The organism is Pseudomonas sp. 3A(2025) (assembly GCF_054589175.1).
In genome coordinates this window covers 348,737-369,031 of record NZ_BAAILM010000039.1, presented here as the reverse complement: position 1 = coordinate 369,031, position 20,295 = coordinate 348,737, and the positions used below count along the sequence as shown (strand labels likewise).

At 61.7% G+C, this 20,295-nt stretch carries 13 protein-coding genes; 11 read left to right on the top strand and 2 right to left on the bottom strand.

The genetic code is table 11. From position 1 onward, the window contains the following. Positions 1–68: 68 nt before the first annotated feature. Positions 69–2,288 (bottom strand): primosomal protein N', encoded by a 2,220-nt coding sequence (locus tag ACYP2A_RS17215; protein ID WP_459746802.1) that lies wholly within the window; start codon positions 2,286–2,288, stop codon positions 69–71. Positions 2,289–2,491: 203 nt separating this feature from the next. On the opposite strand from ACYP2A_RS17215, the gene rpmE reads away from it, so the two are divergent. Further along, positions 2,492–2,713, top strand: a complete 222-nt coding sequence (rpmE, locus tag ACYP2A_RS17210; RefSeq protein ID WP_459746800.1) for a 50S ribosomal protein L31 — start codon at positions 2,492–2,494, stop codon at positions 2,711–2,713. A gap of 272 nt (positions 2,714–2,985) precedes the next feature. Then, a complete protein-coding gene (locus tag ACYP2A_RS17205) occupies positions 2,986–4,254 on the top strand; it encodes a malic enzyme-like NAD(P)-binding protein (protein WP_459746799.1) in 1,269 nt (422 codons plus the stop codon). A 147-nt stretch (positions 4,255–4,401) separates the two neighbouring features. Here ACYP2A_RS17205 and ACYP2A_RS17200 read toward each other — a convergent pair whose 3' ends face one another. Beyond that, positions 4,402–6,834 carry a penicillin-binding protein 1A gene (locus ACYP2A_RS17200; RefSeq protein WP_459746927.1) on the bottom strand — a complete coding sequence of 811 codons (2,433 nt, stop codon included), beginning with the start codon at positions 6,832–6,834 and terminating at the stop codon, positions 4,402–4,404. Between the two features lie 207 nt (positions 6,835–7,041). Between ACYP2A_RS17200 and ACYP2A_RS17195 the strand changes: the two genes are divergently transcribed. The 9 genes from ACYP2A_RS17195 to gltB all read left to right on the top strand — a co-directional run bounded on the left by ACYP2A_RS17195 (position 7,042) and on the right by gltB (position 20,185). Continuing rightward, on the top strand, positions 7,042–8,106 hold the full coding sequence (locus tag ACYP2A_RS17195; protein WP_459746798.1) for a pilus assembly protein PilM: 1,065 nt from the start codon (positions 7,042–7,044) through the stop codon (positions 8,104–8,106). Next, positions 8,106–8,666 carry a PilN domain-containing protein gene (locus ACYP2A_RS17190; protein WP_459746797.1) on the top strand — a complete coding sequence of 187 codons (561 nt, stop codon included), beginning with the start codon at positions 8,106–8,108 and terminating at the stop codon, positions 8,664–8,666. Before ACYP2A_RS17195 ends, ACYP2A_RS17190 begins: the two co-directional genes overlap by 1 nt. Then, positions 8,663–9,283 (top strand): type 4a pilus biogenesis protein PilO, encoded by a 621-nt coding sequence (pilO, locus tag ACYP2A_RS17185; protein WP_459746796.1) that lies wholly within the window; start codon positions 8,663–8,665, stop codon positions 9,281–9,283. Before ACYP2A_RS17190 ends, pilO begins: the two co-directional genes overlap by 4 nt. Next, a complete protein-coding gene (gene pilP / locus ACYP2A_RS17180; protein ID WP_459746795.1) occupies positions 9,280–9,807 on the top strand; it encodes a type 4a pilus biogenesis lipoprotein PilP in 528 nt (175 codons plus the stop codon). Before pilO ends, pilP begins: the two co-directional genes overlap by 4 nt. A 47-nt stretch (positions 9,808–9,854) precedes the next feature. Next, the gene (gene pilQ, locus ACYP2A_RS17175) at positions 9,855–11,963 is read left to right on the top strand and encodes a type IV pilus secretin PilQ (RefSeq protein ID WP_459746794.1); all 2,109 of its coding nucleotides are present in this window, start codon (positions 9,855–9,857) and stop codon (positions 11,961–11,963) included. 4 nt (positions 11,964–11,967) lie between these two features. After that, positions 11,968–12,486, top strand: coding sequence for a shikimate kinase AroK (aroK, locus tag ACYP2A_RS17170; protein ID WP_459746793.1), 519 nt, complete (start codon positions 11,968–11,970; stop codon positions 12,484–12,486). Between the two features lie 106 nt (positions 12,487–12,592). Beyond that, positions 12,593–13,696 (top strand): 3-dehydroquinate synthase, encoded by a 1,104-nt coding sequence (gene aroB, locus ACYP2A_RS17165; RefSeq protein ID WP_459746791.1) that lies wholly within the window; start codon positions 12,593–12,595, stop codon positions 13,694–13,696. Positions 13,697–13,706: 10 nt separating this feature from the next. After that, positions 13,707–15,416, top strand: a complete 1,710-nt coding sequence (locus ACYP2A_RS17160; protein WP_459746790.1) for an ExeA family protein — start codon at positions 13,707–13,709, stop codon at positions 15,414–15,416. 323 nt (positions 15,417–15,739) lie between these two features. Then, positions 15,740–20,185, top strand: coding sequence for a glutamate synthase large subunit (gene gltB / locus ACYP2A_RS17155; protein ID WP_459746789.1), 4,446 nt, complete (start codon positions 15,740–15,742; stop codon positions 20,183–20,185). Positions 20,186–20,295 lie beyond the last annotated feature (110 nt).

Here is a 20,295-nt window from a genome sequence, read left to right as displayed (position 1 = left end):
CCTGGATGCGCGGGTGGAAAAACTGCACATTATCCGTGCCTGAAGCGGCCTTGCCAACCTTGGAGGCGTCAATACAGGTCGACCGGGTCGACATCCAGCGACCAGCGCACCTGACGGCCGCTGGGCAGTTGCTCGAGGACCAGTAGCCAGGCGCCCAGCAAACGGTGCAATGGCGCGCGGGCATTGGCCTGCAACAGCAGCTGTGCGCGATAGCGCCCGGCGCGCCGCTCCATGGGCGCCGGCACCGGCCCCAGCAGCTCGATGCCACCGGGGCTGATCTGCTCCAGCAATATCTCTGCCTCGGCGCAGGCTTCGTCGAGAAACTGCTCGGCCTGGCCCGGCTTGTGCGCTTCGGCGCGCAGCAGCGCCAGGTGCGCAAACGGCGGTAGCCCGGCGGCACGGCGCTCGCTCAGGGCTTGTTCGGCAAAGGCGAAGTAACCTTGCTCGGTCAGCTGAATCAGCAACGGATGGTCGGCCAGGTGCGTCTGGATGATCACTTTGCCGGGCTCTTCGGCGCGTCCCGCACGCCCCGCCACCTGCACGATCAATTGCGCCATGCGCTCGCTGGCGCGGAAGTCACCGGAAAACAGCCCGCCATCGGCATCCAGAATCGATACCAGTGTCACCCGTGGAAAGTGGTGACCCTTGGCGAGCATCTGGGTGCCGACCAGAATGCACGGCTGGCCACGCTGAATGGTGGCGAACAGTTGATTCATGGCGTCCTTGCGCGAGGTACTGTCGCGGTCGACCCGCAGCACCGGGTAATCCGGAAACAGAATCCCCAGGCGCTCTTCGGCACGTTCGGTGCCGGCGCCAATGGGGCGCAAATCGACCTGGCCGCACGACGGGCACTGGCGCGGCACGCGCTCGACATGCCCGCAATGATGGCAGCGCAACTCGCCGGAGCGCTGGTGCACGGTCATGCGTGCATCGCAGCGCACGCAGCCCGACAACCAGCCGCAGTCATGGCACAGAAGGGTCGGCGCAAAGCCGCGGCGGTTGAGAAACACCAGCACCTGCTGGCCCGCCGCCAGGGTTTGAGCGATGGCCTGTTGCATGGGGCCGGAAATGCCGCTGTCCAGCGGCCGGCTCTTGACGTCCAGGCGCAAGAAGCGCGGTTGCTTGGCGCCGCCGGCGCGCTGGGTCAGGCGCAGCAGGCCGTAGCGACCGGTGTAGGCGTTGTGCAGGCTTTCGAGCGACGGCGTGGCTGAGCCGAGCACGATCGGGATGTTTTCCTGGCGGGCACGCACGATGGCCAGGTCACGGGCGTGATAGCGCAGGCCTTCTTGCTGTTTATAGGAGCCGTCGTGCTCTTCGTCGATGATGATCAGCCCGGGATTCTTCATTGGCGTAAACAGCGCCGAGCGTGTGCCGATGATGATGTCGGCATCGCCGTCACGGGCCGCCAGCCAGTGATCGAGCCGTTCGCGGTCATTGACTGCCGAATGCAGCAGGGCGATACGCGCATTGAAGCGTTGCTCGAAACGCGCCAGGGTTTGCGGGCCGAGGTTGATCTCCGGGATCAGCACCAGCGCCTGCTTGCCGGCCTCCAGCACCTGACGAATCAGTTGCAGGTAAACCTCGGTCTTGCCGCTGCCGGTGACCCCGGCCAGCAGAAAGGCATGAAAGCTGTCCATGCCAGCGTTGATCGCCTCGCAGGCGGCACTTTGCTCAGGGTTGAGCGGCAGCTCGGGCTGCGCCAGCCAGTGCTCGTGGCGGGCGCCGGGCGCCTGGCTGCGCACCTCGATCTCCACCAGCCCCTTGGCCAGCAGCAGGTTGAGGCTGTCCTTGTTGAGCATCAGCTTGCCCAGCACCTGATGGGCCACGCCATGCGGGTGCTGGGCCAGGGTCGCCAGGGCCTCGCGCTGCTTGGGCGCGCGGGCAATGCGCGGGTCTTGCAGGCTGGCACCGGGTGTCACCTGCCAGAAACGCTCCTGACGCGGTTCGGCCAGTTCGCCCTGACGCAGCAGCACCGGCAAGGCCCAGCTCAGGGTGTCGCCCAGGCTGTGCTGGTAATACTGCGAGGTCCACAGGCACAGCTTGAACAGCGCAGGCGGTAGCGGTGTGTGGCTGTCGAGCAAGGCAATGGCCGGCCTGAGCTTGTCGGCCGGCACTTCGCTGTGGTCGCACACCTCGATCAGGATGCCGATCATTTCCCGGCGCCCGAACGGCACGCGCAGGCGCATGCCCGGTTGCAATGCAGCGCGGGTCACGCCGGCCGGGGCAAGGTAGTCGAACAGACGGCGCAGCGGCGAGGGCAGCGCAAGGCGCAAAATGACATCAGACACGCGGTGGCTTTCCCAAAGGGCTTTCCCTATATGACAAGCAGGCTGAACGAGCGGCGATCTTAGCAGACAGCCTGCCCGGGCTGACGACCGGCATGCGCGTGCATTTGCGTAATGGCAATTGTCTGGTAACATCCGCCGCCTATTTCGCGTGCGGTATCCGACAATAGTGTCGGGTGGCGGCTCGCAAGCCTGAGGAAGTTCCCATGAAAGCCGATATCCATCCAGTTTACGAGCCAATCGACGCCACCTGCAGCTGCGGCAACGTCATCAAGACCCGTTCCACTCTGAACAAGCCTCTGAGCCTGGACGTGTGCAACGAATGCCACCCGTTCTACACTGGCAAGCAGAAGACTCTGGACATCGGTGGTCGTGTTGACCGCTTCAAGTCCCGCTTTGGTGCTTTCGGCGCGCCGAAAACCAAGTAAGACCGGTTGCCACGGACTGCCCTTCGGGCATCTCCAGGCTGCTGGAAAAGGCGCCCCTTGCGGGCGCCTTTTTCGTTTGTGGGCTATGGTAATCCGGCTATCGCCAGCGCACCCGGCGCCGGTTTTGTACGGGTGCGACATAAACTATTCCACAATTGCAATCCAACCATCCGCCCTCTTGACAGCAGTGACTACCCAGTCTTGTTAGGATTCTGCATCTTGCGTATCCTCGGCGGTCCGTCTGTCCATAGAAAAAAGCGGAATCCTATAAAATGTCCGATCTGAAAACCGCTGCGCTCGAATACCATGCCAATCCTCGTCCAGGAAAGCTGAGTGTAGAGCTCACCAAGCCAACTGCTACTGCCCGTGACCTGTCCCTGGCCTACAGCCCAGGCGTTGCCGAACCTGTACGTGAAATTGCCCGCGATCCCGAGCTGGCTTACAAGTACACCGGTAAAGGCAACCTGGTAGCAGTCATTTCCGACGGTACAGCCATTCTGGGTCTGGGCGACCTGGGCCCTCTGGCCTCCAAGCCGGTCATGGAAGGCAAAGGGGTTCTGTTCAAGCGTTTCGCCGGTATCGACGTGTTCGACATCGAAGTCGACTCCGAAAGCCCGCAGGCTTTCATCGACACCGTCAAGCGCATCTCGATCACCTTCGGTGGCATCAACCTGGAAGACATCAAGGCACCCGAGTGCTTCGAGATCGAAAAGGCCCTGATCGAGCAGTGCGACATCCCGGTGTTCCACGATGACCAGCACGGCACCGCGATCGTCACCGCTGCCGGCATGATCAACGCCCTGGAAATCGTCGGCAAAAGCCTCGACACCGCCAAGATCGTCTGCCTGGGCGCCGGCGCTGCGGCCATCTCCTGCATGAAGCTGCTGGTAAGCATGGGCGCGAAGATCGAAAACATCTTCATGATCGACCGTACCGGTGTCGTTCATTCCGGCCGTACCGACCTGAACCAGTACAAGGCTCAGTTTGCCCACGCCACCGAAAAACGCACCCTCAGCGACGCGCTGGAAGGTGCTGACGTATTCGTCGGCCTGTCGGGTCCAAACCTGCTGAGCGCTGAAAACCTCAACCTGATGGCCAAGGACCCGATCGTGTTCGCCTGCTCGAACCCGGATCCTGAAATCGCTCCTGAGCTGGCCCATGCCACGCGCAGCGACGTGATCATGGCCACCGGTCGTTCGGACTACCCGAACCAGGTCAACAACGTACTGGGCTTCCCGTTCATCTTCCGTGGTGCCCTGGACGTTCGCGCCAAGCGCATCAACGAAGAAATGAAAATCGCCGCTGCCAACGCCCTGAGCGAACTGGCCAAGCTGCCTGTGCCTCAGGACGTCTGCGACGCCTATGGCGGCATCGAACTGAAATACGGCCGCGAATACATCATTCCAAAGCCACTGGACAGCCGCCTGCTGGGCGTGATCTCGGAAGCGGTGGCCAAAGCGGCTATCGAGAGCGGCGTTGCCACCCTGCCGTATCCAAAGCACTACCCGCTGACCAGCGTTGATGAAGTCTTCAATGGCTAAATGCAGCTGCAAGCCCCAATAAAAAACCCCGGCCATTGGCCGGGGTTTTTTATTGGGGAAGCTTCAAGCTGCAAGTTAGAAGCACAGCAGTCAGCACGACCCGGACTGCTCCTTCTTGCCGCTTGTAGCTTGCCGCTTGTGGCTGCTTTAAAACAGGTCAATTGGGGCGGATTCGTCCGCCGGCAGCGGGCTGCCCGGTGCGCTGCCGCCCATTTCGTTGACGCTCGGCGGCGTGTCCTCGCTTTTGAACAGCTCAAAGAACGCATTCGGCGTGTTCGGGCCAGCCGCGCGGCCGCTGAACGGGTCGACGCGCAGGCTGAGGATGCCGTCCGGCTCGGGTTGCTGGTGCGGTGGCTTGTCCTTGAGCGCGGCACTCATGTAGTCCATCCAGATCGGCAGGGCAACGGTGCCGCCGAACTCGTGGCGACCCAGGCTTTCAGGCTGATCGAAGCCGCTCCACACCGTGGTCACATAGTCGGCGTTGTAGCCGGAGAACCAGGCGTCCTTGGACTCGTTGGTGGTGCCGGTCTTGCCGGCGATGTCCGGGCGATTCATCGACAGCGCACGGCGGGCGGTGCCGCGCTTGATGACGTCCTGGAGCATGCTGTTGAGGATGTAGGTGGTGCGGCTGTCGACGATACGCTCGGCGACGGCCGGCGCCTGAGGCTCGCTGCCGGGTGCGCTGGCGACGATGCCTGGCGTGTCGTGTACCGCAAAGGTGGCGGTGTTTGGCGCCGCCTTGACTTCGTTGGCCGGCACCGTTGGCGGGTTGGCAGTGAACAGGAGCTGGCCGTCGCGGTTGTCGATGCTCTGGATCAGGTACGGGCTGATCTTGTAGCCGGCGTTGGCGAAGGTGCTCCAGCCGGTGGCGATTTCCATCGGCGTCAGCGTTGCGGTGCCCAGTGCCAGCGACAGGTTGCGCGGCAGGTCCTGCTTGGCGAAGCCGAAGCGGGTGATGTAGTCGATCGAGGTGTCGATGCCCAGTTGCTGCAACAGGCGGATCGACACCAGGTTGCGCGACTTGTACAGCGCTTCGCGCAGGCGGATCGGACCAAGGAAGGTGCCGTTGTCGTTTTTCGGGCGCCAGACCTTGTCGACGTACTCGTCGACGAACACGATCGGTGCATCGTTGACCAGGCTGGAGGCGGTGTAGCCGTTGTCCAGGGCGGCGCTGTACAGGAACGGCTTGAAGCTAGAACCCGGCTGACGCTTGGCCTGCATGGCGCGGTTGTAGTTGCTCTGCTCGAACGAGAAGCCACCGACCAGGGCGCGAATCGCACCGTTGCGCGGGTCAAGCGAGACCAGCGCGCTTTGCGCGGCAGGCACCTGGCTGAATTTCAGGCTGTTGTCGGGCTGGCGCAACACGCGGATCAGGTCGCCGACCTGAGCCACATCGCTGGTCTGGCGTGGCGTGGCGCCCATGCTGTTGGTGTTCTGGTAAGGCCGTGCCCATTTCATGCTGGCCCAGTCGACGGATTCTTCTTTTTCGCCATTGCGGGTCAGGACGCGCAGGCCGGTCTTGTCGACCTGGGTGACGATCGCCGGCTCCAGGCCGTTGATCGGGCGTTGCTTGCCCAGTTCCTGAGCCCAGACAGCACGGGTTGCGCCGGCAAAACGGCTTTCCGGGCCACGGTAGCCATGGCGCTGGTCATACTCGATCAGGCCTTGGCGTACGGCATCGTTGGCGTGTTCCTGCAGGTCGCTGGGCACCGTGGTGGTGACCCGGAAACCTTCGGTGTACGCCTCGCTGCCGTAGCGACCGACCATTTCGGCGCGGGCCATTTCTGCAATATAAGGCGCATACACTTCCGGCGTCGGCACGTGATAGCTGGCGTTCATCGGCTCGGCGAGGGCTGCCTGGTAAGCCGTCTGATTGATCTTGCCCAGGTGATACATGCGCCCCAGAATCCAGTCGCGGCGCTCTTTGGCGCGCACCGGGTTGGCCAGCGGGTTGAAGCGCGACGGTGCCTTGGGCAGGCCGGCAATAGTGGCCATTTGTGCAAGGCTGACGTCACGGATCGATTTGCCATAGTAGACTTGCGCCGCCGCCTCGATACCGTAGGCGCGGTTACCCAGGTAAATCTTGTTGACGTACAACTCCAGGATCTCGTCCTTGGTCAGTTGCCGCTCGATTTGCAGGGCCAGCAGGATCTCGGTGGTTTTACGCGAAAAGCTGCGCTCGCTGGTCAGGAAAAAGTTTTTCGCGACCTGCATGGTGATCGTGCTGCCGCCCGACTGGATATGCCCGCTCTTGACCAGTTCGCTGGCTGCGCGCACCAGGCCCGTGGGGTCGACGCCATAGTGGTTGGCGAAGTTGTCATCCTCGGCGGCCAGCAGGGCGTTGATGAAGTCGGTAGGAATCTCGGCGAAACGTACCGGTGTGCGGCGCATTTCACCGAATTCGGCGATCAGTTTGCCATCGCTGCTGTAGATCCTCAGCGGGATCTGCAACTGAATGCTGCGCAGCGCTTCTACCGAGGGCAGGTTAGGGCTCAGGTAGAGGAAGGCACCGCTCAGACCCAGCACCAGGGCACAGATCACCGCGACGATGGACCACCAGAAAAACTTCAGCAGGCGTATCAAGGCTTTTGGATTTCCAGAAAAAGAATGAGTGGGCGCAGGCTTTAACAATTGAATACAGTTGTAAGCCTTTGGTGTTTAAAAAAGCGCCGGGCATTATAAGCATTTTTCGTGTCCGGGCGGGATTTGCGCTACTGTCAAGGCGGTCGACAGCGCTGCTGGCCGCAAAACACTTCGTTAGTGACGCAAAGGCATAGGAATCAGGTTGTGTTCGAACTCTTCAGTAAGAAGGCCAACGCCCTTCTAGGGATCGATATTAGCTCCACATCGGTAAAGCTCCTCGAATTGAGCCGTTCCGGTAACCGCTACAAGGTCGAGTCCTATGCGGTCGAACCCTTGCCTGCCAATGCCGTGGTCGAAAAGAACATCGCCGAACTCGAGGGTGTCGGTCATGCCCTGACTCGCGTGCTGGTCAAGGCCCGCACCTCGGTCAAAAGTGCAGCGGTGGCCGTGGCGGGTTCTGCGGTGATCACCAAGATCATCGAGATGGACGCCGGCCTGTCCGACGACGACATGGAAAACCAGCTCAAGCTGGAGGCCGACCAGTACATTCCCTATCCGCTGGAAGAGGTGGCCATCGACTTCGAGGTCCAAGGCTATTCGGCGCGCAACCCTGAGCGCGTGGATGTCTTGCTGGCCGCGTGCCGCAAGGAAAACGTCGAGGTCCGTGAGGCCGCTCTGGCCCTGGCCGGGCTGACGGCGCGGGTGGTCGATGTCGAAGCCTATGCGCTGGAGCGCTCGTTCGGGCTGCTGTCGGCGCAACTGGGCAAGGGCCATGAAATGCTCACCGTCGCGGTGGTCGATATCGGCGCGACCATGACCACCCTCAGCGTTTTGCACCAGGGGCGCATCATCTATACCCGCGAGCAACTGTTCGGCGGCAAGCAACTGACCGAAGAGATCCAGCGCCGCTACGGCTTGTCGGTGGGCGAGGCGGGGCTGGCCAAGAAGCAGGGCGGTCTGCCCGACGATTACGTCAGCGAAGTGCTTGAGCCTTTCAAGGATGCGCTGGTGCAACAGGTTTCCCGTTCGCTGCAGTTTTTCTTCGCCGCCGGGCAATACAACGCGGTGGACTACATCATGCTGGCCGGCGGTTCGGCCTCGATTGCAGGTCTTGAACACTTGATCCAGAAACGCCTGGGCATGCCGACCATGGTTGCCAACCCCTTCGCCGACATGGCGCTGAGCGCCAAGGTCAATGCTGGCGCCCTGGCCAGCGATGCACCGGCACTGATGCTTGCCTGTGGTCTGGCGTTGAGGAGTTTCGACTGATGGCACGGATCAACCTTCTACCCTGGCGCGAACAGCAGCGCGAAGAGCGCAAAAAACGCTTTATCACCGCCCTCGTCGGTGTATTGGTGGTGGCGGTAGGCATCGTCCTGCTGATCGACCAGACCCTGAGCCGGGCGATTACCCATCAAACGGCGCGCAATACCTTTTTGCAGGGTGAACTGGTGCAGCTCGATGCGCGCATCAAGGAAATCAGCGAGTTGAAAGCGCGCCGCAAGCAGTTGCTCGAACGGATGAAAATCATCCAGGACCTGCAGGGCAACCGGCCGATCATTGGCCGTGTGTTCGATCAACTGGTGCGCACCTTGCCCGATGGCGTTTATTTCACCGATATCAAAATGCTCGACAACGTGATCGCGATCAACGGCATCGCCGAATCGAACAACCGGGTGTCCGACCTGATGCGTAATCTGGAAGCCTCCGACTGGCTGGAAGGGCCGATTCTCAATGAGGTCAAGGCCAGCGCCGCGCCCGATCAGGCCAATGCCTTCCAGTTGACCGTTCGCCAGACCCAGCCCTCTATAGAGGGAGCCAAGCCATGAATGTCTCCGAATGGCTGGAAAGCCTGCGCAAGGTCGATCTGGGCGAGCTGGACGTGAACAACCTGGGTTCATGGCCGGCGGCCGTCAAGGGCGTGACCTGTGTCCTGTTGATGGTTCTGGTGCTGGCTTTGGGCTACTTCTTTTACATACAAGACCTCGAAGCCCAGCTCGACGGCGCCCGTGCCTCTGAGGCACAGCTCAAGGAGCAGTACACCAGCAAGGCCTTCCAGGCTGCGAACCTCGAGCCTTACAAGAAGCAGATGACCGAGATGGAAGACACCTTCGGTGCCCTGCTGCGGCAGTTGCCCAGTGACACCGAGGTACCGGGCCTGCTTGAAGACATCACCCGTACCGGCCTGGGCAGTGGACTTGAGTTCGAAGAAATCAAACTGTTGCCCGAAGCGGCCCAGCAGTTTTACATCGAGCTGCCGATACAGATCACTGTGCAGGGCAGTTACCACGACCTGGCGACGTTCGTCAGTGGTGTGGCCAGCCTGCCGCGTATCGTTACGCTGCACAATTTCGATATAAAACCGGTCGACAAGAGCCCGATGAAGTTGCGCATGAGCATCCTGGCCAAGACTTATCGCTACAACGATGAAGGGTTGAAGAAATGAGCATGGCGCGTCTGATGTGCGTCAGCATGGTGCTGCTGGGGCTGGCCGGCTGTGGTGGCAGCGACGATTTCACCGACCTGTCTTCGTTTGTCGAAGAGGCCCGCAAACGGCCGACCGGCGCCATCGAACCGCTGCCCAAGTTCAGGCCCTACGAGGCCTTCACCTATAACGCCGCCAGCCTGCGCAGCCCGTTTCAGCCGCCGGTGAAAATCGACCCGCTCAATCGCCAGAAAGGCTCGCGCCAGGTAAAGCCCGACGAAACCCGGGTCAAGCAATTTCTGGAAGGCTTTAATATCGAGTTGTTCGAGATGGTCGGAACCCTGGGCAATGCTTCGGGTACATTTGCACTGCTGCGCGGCGGCGGTGGCGTTCATCGCGTCAAAGTAGGCGATTACCTGGGCCGCAACCACGGCCGGGTCGTGTCGGTCGGCGATCTGCAGGTCGATGTCATCGAAATAGTTCCTGATGGTGAGGGGGGCTGGCTGGAAAGGCCGCGTACGATCTCCCTCAATGAACGCTCTTGAAACGGGCAAGGCCAAGCATGCAAAGCACCGCACAACGGAAATTGAACATGATCAGGATTCTCTCGATTGTCAGCGCATCGCTATGGATCGCGATGGTGTCGCCGATTCTCCAGGCTGCCAGTCTCAAGACCCTGGATGTTGCGACACTGCCCGGTGATCGCATCGAGTTGAAGCTGGGGTTCGATGCTCCGGTGCCGGCACCCCGTGGCTATACCACTGACCAGCCGGCGCGTATTGCGCTCGACCTGCCCGGGGTCAGCAGCGAGCTGGCCAGCCGCAGTCGCGACCTGGGGGCCGGCAATGCACGCAGCGTCATGGTGGTTCAGGCCCAGGACCGCACGCGGGTGATCGTCAACCTGACCTCGCTGGCGCCCTACACCACGCGGGTCGAAGGCAATAACCTGTTCGTGGTCATCGGTCAGAGTGCTGCCGCCACGCAGCCTGTTGTGCAAAGCACTGCAAAAGGCGCTCCGCGCGTCGCAACGCCCATTCCGGTACCGGCCACCGCGACCCTGCGCGCGGCAGTACCGCCGGGAGCCAAGGCGGTGCGCAATATCGATTTTCAGCGTGGCGAGCTGGGTGAGGGCAACATCCTCATCGACCTGAGCAACGCCACTGTTGCCCCGGATATCCAGGAGCAGGGCGGCAAGATCCGGGTCGACTTCGCCAAGACCCAGTTGCCCGATGCCCTGCGCGTGCGGCTGGACGTCAAGGATTTTGCTACACCGGTGCAGTTCGTCACCGCCACTACCTCGGGTGACCAGGCCAGCATCAACATCGAGGCCTCGGGGGCCTACGATTATTCGGCTTACCAGAGCGATAACCGCCTGACCATCAGTGTCCGTCAGCTGACCCGCGACGACCAGGCACGCCGCGCCCTCGACAAGCCGGTGTACACCGGTGAGAAGCTCTCGCTCAACTTCCAGGACATCGATGTACGCTCGGTGCTGCAACTGATCGCCGACTTCACCAACCTCAATCTGGTGGCCAGCGACACGGTACAGGGCGGTATTACCCTGCGCCTGCAAAACGTCCCGTGGGACCAGGCGCTGGACCTGGTACTCAAGACCAAGGGCCTGGCTCAACGCAAGGTCGGTAACGTGTTGCTGGTCGCGCCGGCCGACGAGATCGCCGCCCGCGAGCGCCAGGAGCTTGAATCGCAGAAACAGATCCTGGAGCTGGCGCCGCTGCGCCGCGAGCTGCTGCAGGTCAATTACGCCAAGGCTGCCGACATTGCCAAGCTGTTCCAGTCGGTCACCAGCGCCGAGGCCAAGAACGAAGAGCGTGGCTCGATCACGGTCGATGACCGCACCAACAACATCATTGCCTACCAGACCCAGGACCGCCTGGACGAACTGCGGCGCATCGTCTCGCAACTGGATATTCCGGTGCGTCAGGTGATGATCGAGGCGCGTATCGTCGAGGCCAACGTCGGTTATGACAAGGCGCTCGGCGTACGCTGGGGTGGCTCCAGAACCAGCGGCAGTGGCAAGTGGACGACCTATGGTCTGGATGACAACGGCGACGAGGCGGGTAACACCGGTACGGACCTGACCCGAAACATTCCGTTCGTCGACCTTGGCGCTGCCGATGCGACGTCCGGGTTCGGCCTTGGGTTCGTGACCAACAACACGTTGATCGACCTTGAACTCAGCGCCATGGAAAAAACCGGTAATGGTGAAATCGTCTCCCAGCCCAAGGTCGTGACCTCCGACAAAGAGACGGCCAAGATCCTCAAGGGCACCGAGATTCCTTACCAGGAAGCCAGCTCCAGCGGCGCCACCAGCGTGAGCTTCAAAGAGGCCTCGCTGTCGCTTGAAGTGACCCCGCAGATCACCCCGGACAACCGCATCATCATGGAGGTCAAGGTCACCAAGGACGAGCCCGACTACCTCAATGCCTTGAACGGCATACCGCCAATCAAGAAAAACGAGGTCAACGCCAAGGTGCTGATTTCCGATGGCGAGACCATCGTTATTGGTGGTGTGTTTTCCAACACGCAAAGTAAAGTTGTAGAAAAAGTGCCATTTCTTGGCGATGTGCCGTATGTTGGCCGCCTTTTTCGGCGTGACGTGGTGTCAGAGGCCAAGTCCGAACTGCTGGTCTTCCTCACACCGCGCATCATGAATAACCAGGCGATTGCTGTGAGTCGTTGATTCTGTGCGAAATCTAATACTTGTGGGGCCGATGGGCGCGGGTAAGAGCACTATCGGACGTTTGCTGGCCAAAGAACTGCGGCTTCCTTTCAAGGATTCCGACAAGGAAATCGAACAGCGTACCGGTGCCAATATCCCGTGGATCTTCGACAAGGAAGGCGAGCCTGGCTTTCGTGACCGCGAGCAAGCGGTGATAGAGGAACTGTGCCTGTCCGACGGTCTGGTGCTGGCGACGGGTGGCGGTGCGGTGATGCGTGGCGAAAATCGCAAGGCGCTGCATGACGGCGGGCGTGTGGTATACCTGCACGCCTCGGTCGAGCAGCAAGTCAGTCGCACCGCCCGTGACCGCAATCGGCCTTTGCTGCGTACCGCCAATCCGGCCAAGGTCCTGGCGGACTTGCTGAGCCTGCGCGACCCGCTGTACCGGGAAATTGCCGACGTAATAATCGAAACCGACGAACGGCCACCGCGAATGGTGGTTCTGGAGATTCTGGCCCGTCTGGCAGAGCTTCCGCCCCGTTAAAGCATGGCGCAAAATGCGCTATCCTCGGCGACCAGCGAAACAGTGGCGGCCTGTGCAGTGCCCGAATGCACGCACACCGTCCAACCGGTAATCAATGTGGGGACACATGCAGACACTTAAGGTCGAGCTTGGCGAGCGTAGTTATCCGATTCATATTGGCGAAGGTCTGCTGGACCAGCCCGAGCTGCTGACACCGCACATTGTCGGGCGTCAGGTGGCTATCGTGACCAATACGACGGTTGCCCCGCTTTATCTCGAACGTCTGACCCGGACCCTGGCGGGCTACAAGGTGCTGCCGATCGTGCTGCCCGATGGCGAGGCGTTCAAGAACTGGGAAACCCTGCAACAGGTGTTCGACGGCCTGCTCGGCGCCCGGCACGACCGGCGCACCACGGTCATCGCCCTGGGCGGCGGCGTGATCGGCGACATGGCAGGCTTTGCCGCCGCCTGTTACCAGCGCGGGGTGAACTTCATCCAGATCCCGACCACCCTGCTGTCGCAGGTCGACTCCTCGGTGGGCGGCAAGACCGGTATCAACCATCCGCTGGGCAAAAACATGATTGGGGCTTTCTACCAGCCCTCCGTGGTTCTGATAGATACTCGTTCGCTGGTGACGCTGCCTGAGCGCGAACTGTCGGCGGGCCTTGCCGAGGTCATCAAGTATGGCATGATCTGCGACGAGCCGTTCCTGACCTGGCTTGAAGAAAACCTCGAAGCGTTGCGCGGCCTCGACCAGGTTGCCCTGACGGCCGCCATCGAACGCTCCTGCGCGGCCAAGGCTCGTGTGGTCGGCGCCGACGAGCGCGAGTCGGGCATCCGCGCCACACTGAATCTGGGCCATACCTTTGGCCACGCCATCGAAACCGAAATGGGTTACGGTGTCTGGCTGCATGGCGAGGCGGTCTCGGCCGGCATAGTCATGGCACTGGAAATGTCCACGCGCCTGGGCTGGATCAGTGCCGGCGACCGCGACCGTGGTATTCGTCTGCTGGTGCGCGCCGGCTTGCCGGTGGTGCCGCCGGCGCAAATGAATGAAGCGCAGTTCATGGAACACATGGCAGTCGACAAGAAGGTGATCGATGGCCGTCTGCGCCTGGTATTGCTGAACCGGTTGGGCGAAGCCGTCATTACCGACGACTATCCACGTGAAGTACTACAGGCCACCCTGGTTGCGGACTACAGCGCCCTGGTGGATCAGCTTAGAGGTTAATGGAAAGCCGATGACTAGTTTGCACGCCGACGAGGCCTTTCTCGGCCACTACCAGTTAAGCCATGACCCTTTTGCAGCACGGGTGCCGGGCTTCAAGTTCTTCCCGGCCCAGCGCAAGCCGGTGCTGGGGCAGCTCCATCACCTGGCGCGCTACAGCCAGTTGCTGCTGGCGGTGACCGGGCCTCAGGGCAGTGGCAAGACCTTGTTGCGTCAGGCGCTGGTGGCCAGCACCAACAAGCAGTCGGTGCAAAGTGTCGTGATTTCGGCGCGTGGCGCCGGCGACGCAGCGGGCGTTCTGCAGCAGATGGCGCAGTCGCTGGGCCTTGCTCGTGGCGATTTGCAGTCGATCCTCTACCAGGTGGTGCAACTGGCCCTGACCGGCCAGGAAGTCTACGTTCTCGTCGACGATGCGGAACAACTGGACAATTCTGCGCTCGAAGCCCTGCTGGGGTTGTCTGTGGGTGTGCCTGAAGGGCATCCGCATGTATTCCTGTTCGGCGAGGCTTCGTTGCTCGACCGTCTTGATCAGGTATGTGGCCAGTTACCTGCCGGTGCCGATGGCGAACGCTTTCATGTCATCGAATTGCAGCCCTACAACGAAGATGAAACCCGTGAATACCTGGCACAACGCCTGGACGGCGCCGGGCAGGGTATTGCCCTGCTGAGTGCCGAGCAGATTGCCGATATTCATGAACAGTCCGATGGCTGGCCTGGGATCATCAACCAGGTGGCCCGCGATTCAATGATCGAGGCGATGATCGCGAGTCGCTCTGCGGTCAAACGCCCTAGTGTGGGGTTCAACATGCCGAAGAAACACATAGTGGCTCTAGGCGCCGTAGTGATCGCGGCGGTCGCGGCTGCGGTACTGATTCCGGGGGGCAGCAAGACGCCCGAGTCCGGTCAGGCGCCTGCCAATGCCCAGGCCCAGTTGCCGCTGGGGCAGGGTACACCAGGCAACGCGCAATCCAACAACGGTGGCCCGGCCATCGAATTTGCCGGTAATTCCCAGCCTGTGCCATTGCCACTGGGCGGAAACTCTCAGCCGGTCATGCGTGGCCCGCTTGCAGAAGCGGCAGGCTCCGGTGATGGCGATGAAGACAGCGTGCCGTCTACCTCACCGGCCCATCCGCCGACCGTGACTGCTGGCGCCGGCGCATCGCCGAGCCAGCCAGTGGCGCAGGTGCCGCGTTCTTCCATTCAACCACCTGCGTCGGCAACCCCTGCGCCAGCCCCTGCCCAGCCGGCACGGCCAGCGCCTGCGCCAGCCCCGCAGACCCAGGTTGCCACTGCCAGGCCAGCTCCGGCGCCGGCACCTCAACCTCAGGTAGCGGCAGCGAAGCCTGCACCTGCTCCGGCGCCAGCGCCAGCGCCTGCTCCGGCAGCGCCGGCCAAACCGGTCGAAAAACCGGTTGCCGCTGCCAAGCCGGCAGCTGGCGGCAGCTGGTACGGCAGTCAGGCGCCAGGTCGCTACGTGGTACAGATTCTGGGCACCAGCTCCGAGGCAACGGCCCAGGCCTACATTGCCGAGCAGGGCGGCGAGTACCGTTATTTCAAGAAAACCCTGCAGGGCAAGCCGCTGTTTGTGGTGACCTACGGTAATTTCTCCGACCGCACCGCTGCACAAGAAGCCATCAAAAACTTGCCAGCCAAGGTCCAGGCTGGTAAACCTTGGCCTCGCACTGTCGCCAGCATCCAGCAAGAGCTCGGCGCCAGTCGCTGATCCGACAACCTCGCTTCTCCCCTGAAAGGCGCACCACTTCACAGTGGCGTGCCTTTCGGTGTCTGTGCCCCTCTCCCTACCTTACGGCAGTCTCTGCGCCAAACAGCGAAAATATGTTTGACGTATCACACGTGGTCGCTTTAAAAGATTCATAAATGCGACATGCTATTTCACTTAATAGTCATTAAATTTGTGAGCTCTTAAGTCGCTGTGTACAATGGCCTCCTTTTTGCCTCTCCAAAGCCGGCGTACGTTCGGCGTGATAGGTGGTTGGTTGATCAAGAATTTGCCTCTAACCCAGGCAGCCTGGTGAGAAAGTGTCTATGAAAGCAGGTCTGTACCATCCGGATGAATACAAGGCTAACTGTGGTTTCGGCCTGATCGCCCACATGCAGGGCGAGGCCAGTCATCACCTGTTGCAGACGGCCATGCAAGCCCTGACCTGCATGACCCACCGTGGCGGCATCAATGCCGACGGCAAGACCGGTGACGGTTGCGGCCTGCTGATCCAGAAGCCCGACCTGTTCCTGCGCGCCGTAGCCCGCGAGCAGTTTGCCGTCGACCTGCCGCGCCAGTACGCGGTCGGCATGGTGTTTTTCAACCAGGATGCCGACAAGGCTCAGGTCGCTCGCGAACACATGAATCGCGAAATCCTTGCCGAAGGCCTGCAACTGGTCGGCTGGCGCGAAGTGCCGATCGACACCAGCGTGCTGGGCCGTCTGGCACTGGAGCGTCTGCCGCGCATCGCGCAGGTGTTCATCGGCGGTGAAGGCCTGAGCGATCAGGAATTCGCGGTCAAGCTGTTCAGCGCCCGTCGCCGTTCCTCGGTTGCCAACGCCCAGGACGCCGAGCACTACATCTGCAGCTTCTCGCACAAGACCATCATTTATAAGGGCCTGATGATGCCTGCCGACCTGGCAGCCTTCTATCCGGACCTGGGCGATGAGCGCCTGCAAACCGCGATCTGCGTGTTCCACCAGCGCTTCTCGACCAACACAATGCCCAAGTGGCCGCTGGCCCAGCCGTTCCGCCTGCTCGCCCACAACGGCGAGATCAACACCATCACCGGCAACCGTAACTGGGCCCAGGCGCGGCGCACCAAGTTCGCCAACGACCTGATGGACCTGGAAGAACTCGGCCCGCTGGTCAACCGCGTCGGCTCCGACTCCTCCAGCATGGACAACATGCTCGAACTGATGGTCACCGGTGGCATCGACCTGTTCCGTGGCGTGCGGATGATCATTCCGCCAGCGTGGCAGAACGTCGACACCATGGACTCGGACCTGCGTGCCTTCTACGAATACAACTCCATGCACATGGAGCCATGGGACGGCCCGGCCGGTGTGGTGATGACCGAAGGTCGCCACGCAGTCTGCCTGCTCGACCGTAACGGCCTGCGCCCGGCGCGCTGGGTCATGACCAAGAACGGCTACATCACCCTGGCGTCGGAAATCGGTGTCTGGGACTACACCCCTGAAGACGTGATCGCCAAGGGCCGCGTCGGCCCAGGCCAGATCTTTGCCGTCGACACCGAGACCGGCCAGGTGCTGGACACCGACGCCATCGACAACCGTCTCAAGTCGCGTCACCCGTACAAGCAATGGCTGCGCAAGAACGCCCTGCGCATCCAGGCGACCATGGAAGACAACGACCACGGTTCGGCCTTCTATAACCAGGACCAGCTCAAGCAGTACATGAAAATGTACCAGGTCACCTTCGAAGAGCGTGACCAGGTGCTGCGTCCGCTGGGTGAGCAGGGCCAGGAAGCGGTCGGCTCCATGGGTGACGACACGCCGATGGCCGTGCTGTCGCGTCGCGTGCGCTCGCCGTACGACTATTTCCGCCAGCAGTTCGCGCAGGTCACCAACCCGCCGATCGACCCGCTGCGCGAAGCCATCGTGATGTCCCTGGAAATCTGCCTGGGCGCCGAGCGCAACATCTTCCAGGAATCGCCAGAGCACGCCTCGCGGGTGATCCTCAGCTCGCCGGTCATTTCGCCTGCCAAGTGGCGCTCGCTGATGAACCTGGACCGTCCAGGCTTCGAGCGCCAGATCATCGACCTGAACTACGACGAAAGCCTGGGTCTTGAAGCGGCGGTGCGTAACATCGCCGATCAGGCCGAAGAAGCCGTTCGCGCCGGTCGCACCCTGCTGGTCCTCACCGACCGCCACATCGCGCCGGGCAAGCTGCCGGTGCATGCGTCGCTGGCCACCGGTGCCGTGCACCACCGCCTGACCGAGCAAGGCCTGCGCTGCGACAGCAACATCCTGGTCGAAACCGCGACTGCCCGCGACCCGCACCACTACGCCGTGTTGCTCGGCTTCGGTGCTTCGGCGGTCTACCCGTTCCTGGCCTACGAAGTGCTGGGCGACCTGATCCGTACCGGTGAAGTGCTGGGCGACCTCTATGAGGTGTTCAAGAACTACCGTAAGGGCATCACCAAGGGCCTGCTCAAGATCCTCTCGAAGATGGGCATCTCGACCGTTGCCTCGTACCGTGGCGCGCAGCTGTTCGAAGCCATCGGCCTGTCCGAAGAAGTCTGCGACCTCAGCTTCCGTGGCGTACCGAGCCGCCTGAAAGGCGCACGCTTCGTCGACCTCGAATCCGACCAGAAGCTGCTGGCCACCGAAGCCTGGAGCGCGCGTAAGCCGATCCAGCAAGGCGGCCTGCTCAAGTTCGTCTACGGCGGTGAATACCACGCCTACAACCCGGACGTGGTCAACACCCTGCAAGCCGCTGTGCAGCAGGGCAACTACGAGAAATTCAAGGAATACACGGCGCTGGTCGACCAGCGGCCGGTGTCGATGCTGCGCGACCTGCTCAAGGTCAAGACCCTTGAGCAGCCGCTGAGCCTGGACGACATCGAACCGCTGCCAGCCATCCTCAAGCGCTTCGACTCGGCCGGTATCTCGCTGGGTGCGCTGTCGCCAGAGGCTCACGAAGCGCTGGCCGAAGCCATGAACCGCCTGGGTGCGCGTTCCAACTCCGGTGAAGGCGGCGAAGACCCGTCGCGCTACGGCACCATCCGCAGCTCCAAGATCAAGCAGATCGCTACTGGCCGTTTCGGTGTCACCCCCGAATACCTGGTCAACGCCGACGTACTGCAGATCAAGGTCGCCCAGGGCGCCAAGCCCGGCGAAGGCGGTCAGTTGCCTGGCGGCAAGGTCAACGGCCTGATCGCCAAGCTGCGCTATGCCGTACCGGGCGTGACCCTGATCTCGCCACCGCCGCACCACGACATCTACTCGATCGAAGACTTGTCGCAGCTGATTTTCGACCTCAAGCAGGTCAACCCGGCAGCACTGGTCTCGGTCAAACTGGTCGCCGAAGCCGGCGTGGGCACCATCGCCGCTGGCGTGGCCAAGGCCTATGCCGACCTGATCACCATTTCCGGCTACGACGGCGGCACCGGTGCTTCGCCGCTGACGTCGATCAAGTACGCCGGTTCCCCATGGGAACTGGGTCTTGCCGAAACCCACCAGACCCTGCGCGGCAACGACCTGCGTGGCAAGGTCAAGGTACAGACCGACGGCGGCCTGAAAACCGGTCTCGACGTCATCAAGGCGGCCATCCTCGGTGCCGAGAGCTTCGGCTTCGGTACCGCGCCAATGATCGCCCTGGGCTGCAAATACCTGCGCATCTGCCACCTGAACAACTGCGCCACCGGCGTGGCGACGCAGAACGACAAGCTGCGCAAGGATCACTACATCGGCACCGTCGACATGGTGATCAACTTCTTCACCTTTATCGCTGAAGAAACCCGCGAGTGGCTGGCCCGCCTGGGCGTGCGTTCGCTGGAAGAGCTGATCGGCCGTACCGACCTGCTCGATATTCTGCCGGGCGAGACCGAGCGCCAACAGTACCTGGACATGACGCCATTGCTGGGCAGCGACTACATTCCGGCCGACAAGCCGCAGTTCAGCCTGGTCGACCGCAACCCGCCGTTCGACAAAGGCCTGCTGGCCGAGAAAATGGTCGAGATGGCCAAGCCGGCCATCGAATCGCTGAGCGGTGGTGAGTTCGAGCTCGACATCTGCAACTGCGACCGCTCCATCGGTGCGCGCATCTCCGGCGAAATCGCCAAGCTGCACGGCAACCAGGGCATGAACAAGGCACCGATCACCTTCCGCTTCAAGGGCACTGCCGGGCAGAGCTTCGGGGTGTGGAACGCCGGTGGCCTGAACATGTACCTCGAAGGCGACGCCAACGACTACGTCGGTAAAGGCATGACCGCCGGCAAGCTGGTGATCGTTCCGCCAAAAGGCAGCCCGTTCAAGAGCCAGGAAAGCGCCATCGTCGGCAACACCTGCCTGTACGGTGCTACCGGCGGCAAGCTGTTCGCAGCGGGCACGGCGGGTGAGCGTTTCGCGGTGCGTAACTCCGGTGCCCACACCGTGGTTGAAGGCACGGGCGACCATTGCTGCGAATACATGACCGGCGGTTTCGTCTGCGTACTGGGTAAAACCGGCTACAACTTCGGCTCGGGCATGACCGGTGGTTTCGCCTACGTTCTGGACCAGGACAACACCTTCGTTGACCGCGTAAACCATGAACTGGTCGAGATCCAGCGCATCAGCGGCGAAGCGATGGAGGCCTACCGCACCCATCTGCAGAGCGTGCTGAACGAGTACGTCGCCGAGACCGACAGTGAGTGGGGCCGCAACCTGGCCGAGAACCTGGACGACTACCTGCGTCGCTTCTGGCTGGTCAAGCCAAAGGCCGCCAGCCTCAAGTCGCTGCTGTCCAGCACCCGCGCCAACCCACAATAAGCAGCTCTAAGCTGCAAGCTTGAAGCTACAAGCTTGCAGCCGATTGCACTTTGATTAGAACGTGATTCTTGCAGCTTGAAGCTTGACGCTTGAAGCTGCCCTGAGGGGCA

What these genes read in the sequence shown, in the direction of transcription:
- rpmE (WP_459746800.1), top strand. Translation starts at nt 2,492, where the DNA reads ATGAAAGCCGATATCCATCCAGTTTACGAGCCAATCGACGCCACCTGC.
- ACYP2A_RS17205 (WP_459746799.1), top strand. Translation starts at nt 2,986, where the DNA reads ATGTCCGATCTGAAAACCGCTGCGCTCGAATACCATGCCAATCCTCGT.
- ACYP2A_RS17190 (WP_459746797.1), top strand. Translation starts at nt 8,106, where the DNA reads ATGGCACGGATCAACCTTCTACCCTGGCGCGAACAGCAGCGCGAAGAG.
- pilO (WP_459746796.1), top strand. Translation starts at nt 8,663, where the DNA reads ATGAATGTCTCCGAATGGCTGGAAAGCCTGCGCAAGGTCGATCTGGGC.
- pilP (WP_459746795.1), top strand. Translation starts at nt 9,280, where the DNA reads ATGAGCATGGCGCGTCTGATGTGCGTCAGCATGGTGCTGCTGGGGCTG.
- pilQ (WP_459746794.1), top strand. Translation starts at nt 9,855, where the DNA reads ATGATCAGGATTCTCTCGATTGTCAGCGCATCGCTATGGATCGCGATG.
- aroB (WP_459746791.1), top strand. Translation starts at nt 12,593, where the DNA reads ATGCAGACACTTAAGGTCGAGCTTGGCGAGCGTAGTTATCCGATTCAT.
- ACYP2A_RS17160 (WP_459746790.1), top strand. Translation starts at nt 13,707, where the DNA reads ATGACTAGTTTGCACGCCGACGAGGCCTTTCTCGGCCACTACCAGTTA.
- gltB (WP_459746789.1), top strand. Translation starts at nt 15,740, where the DNA reads ATGAAAGCAGGTCTGTACCATCCGGATGAATACAAGGCTAACTGTGGT.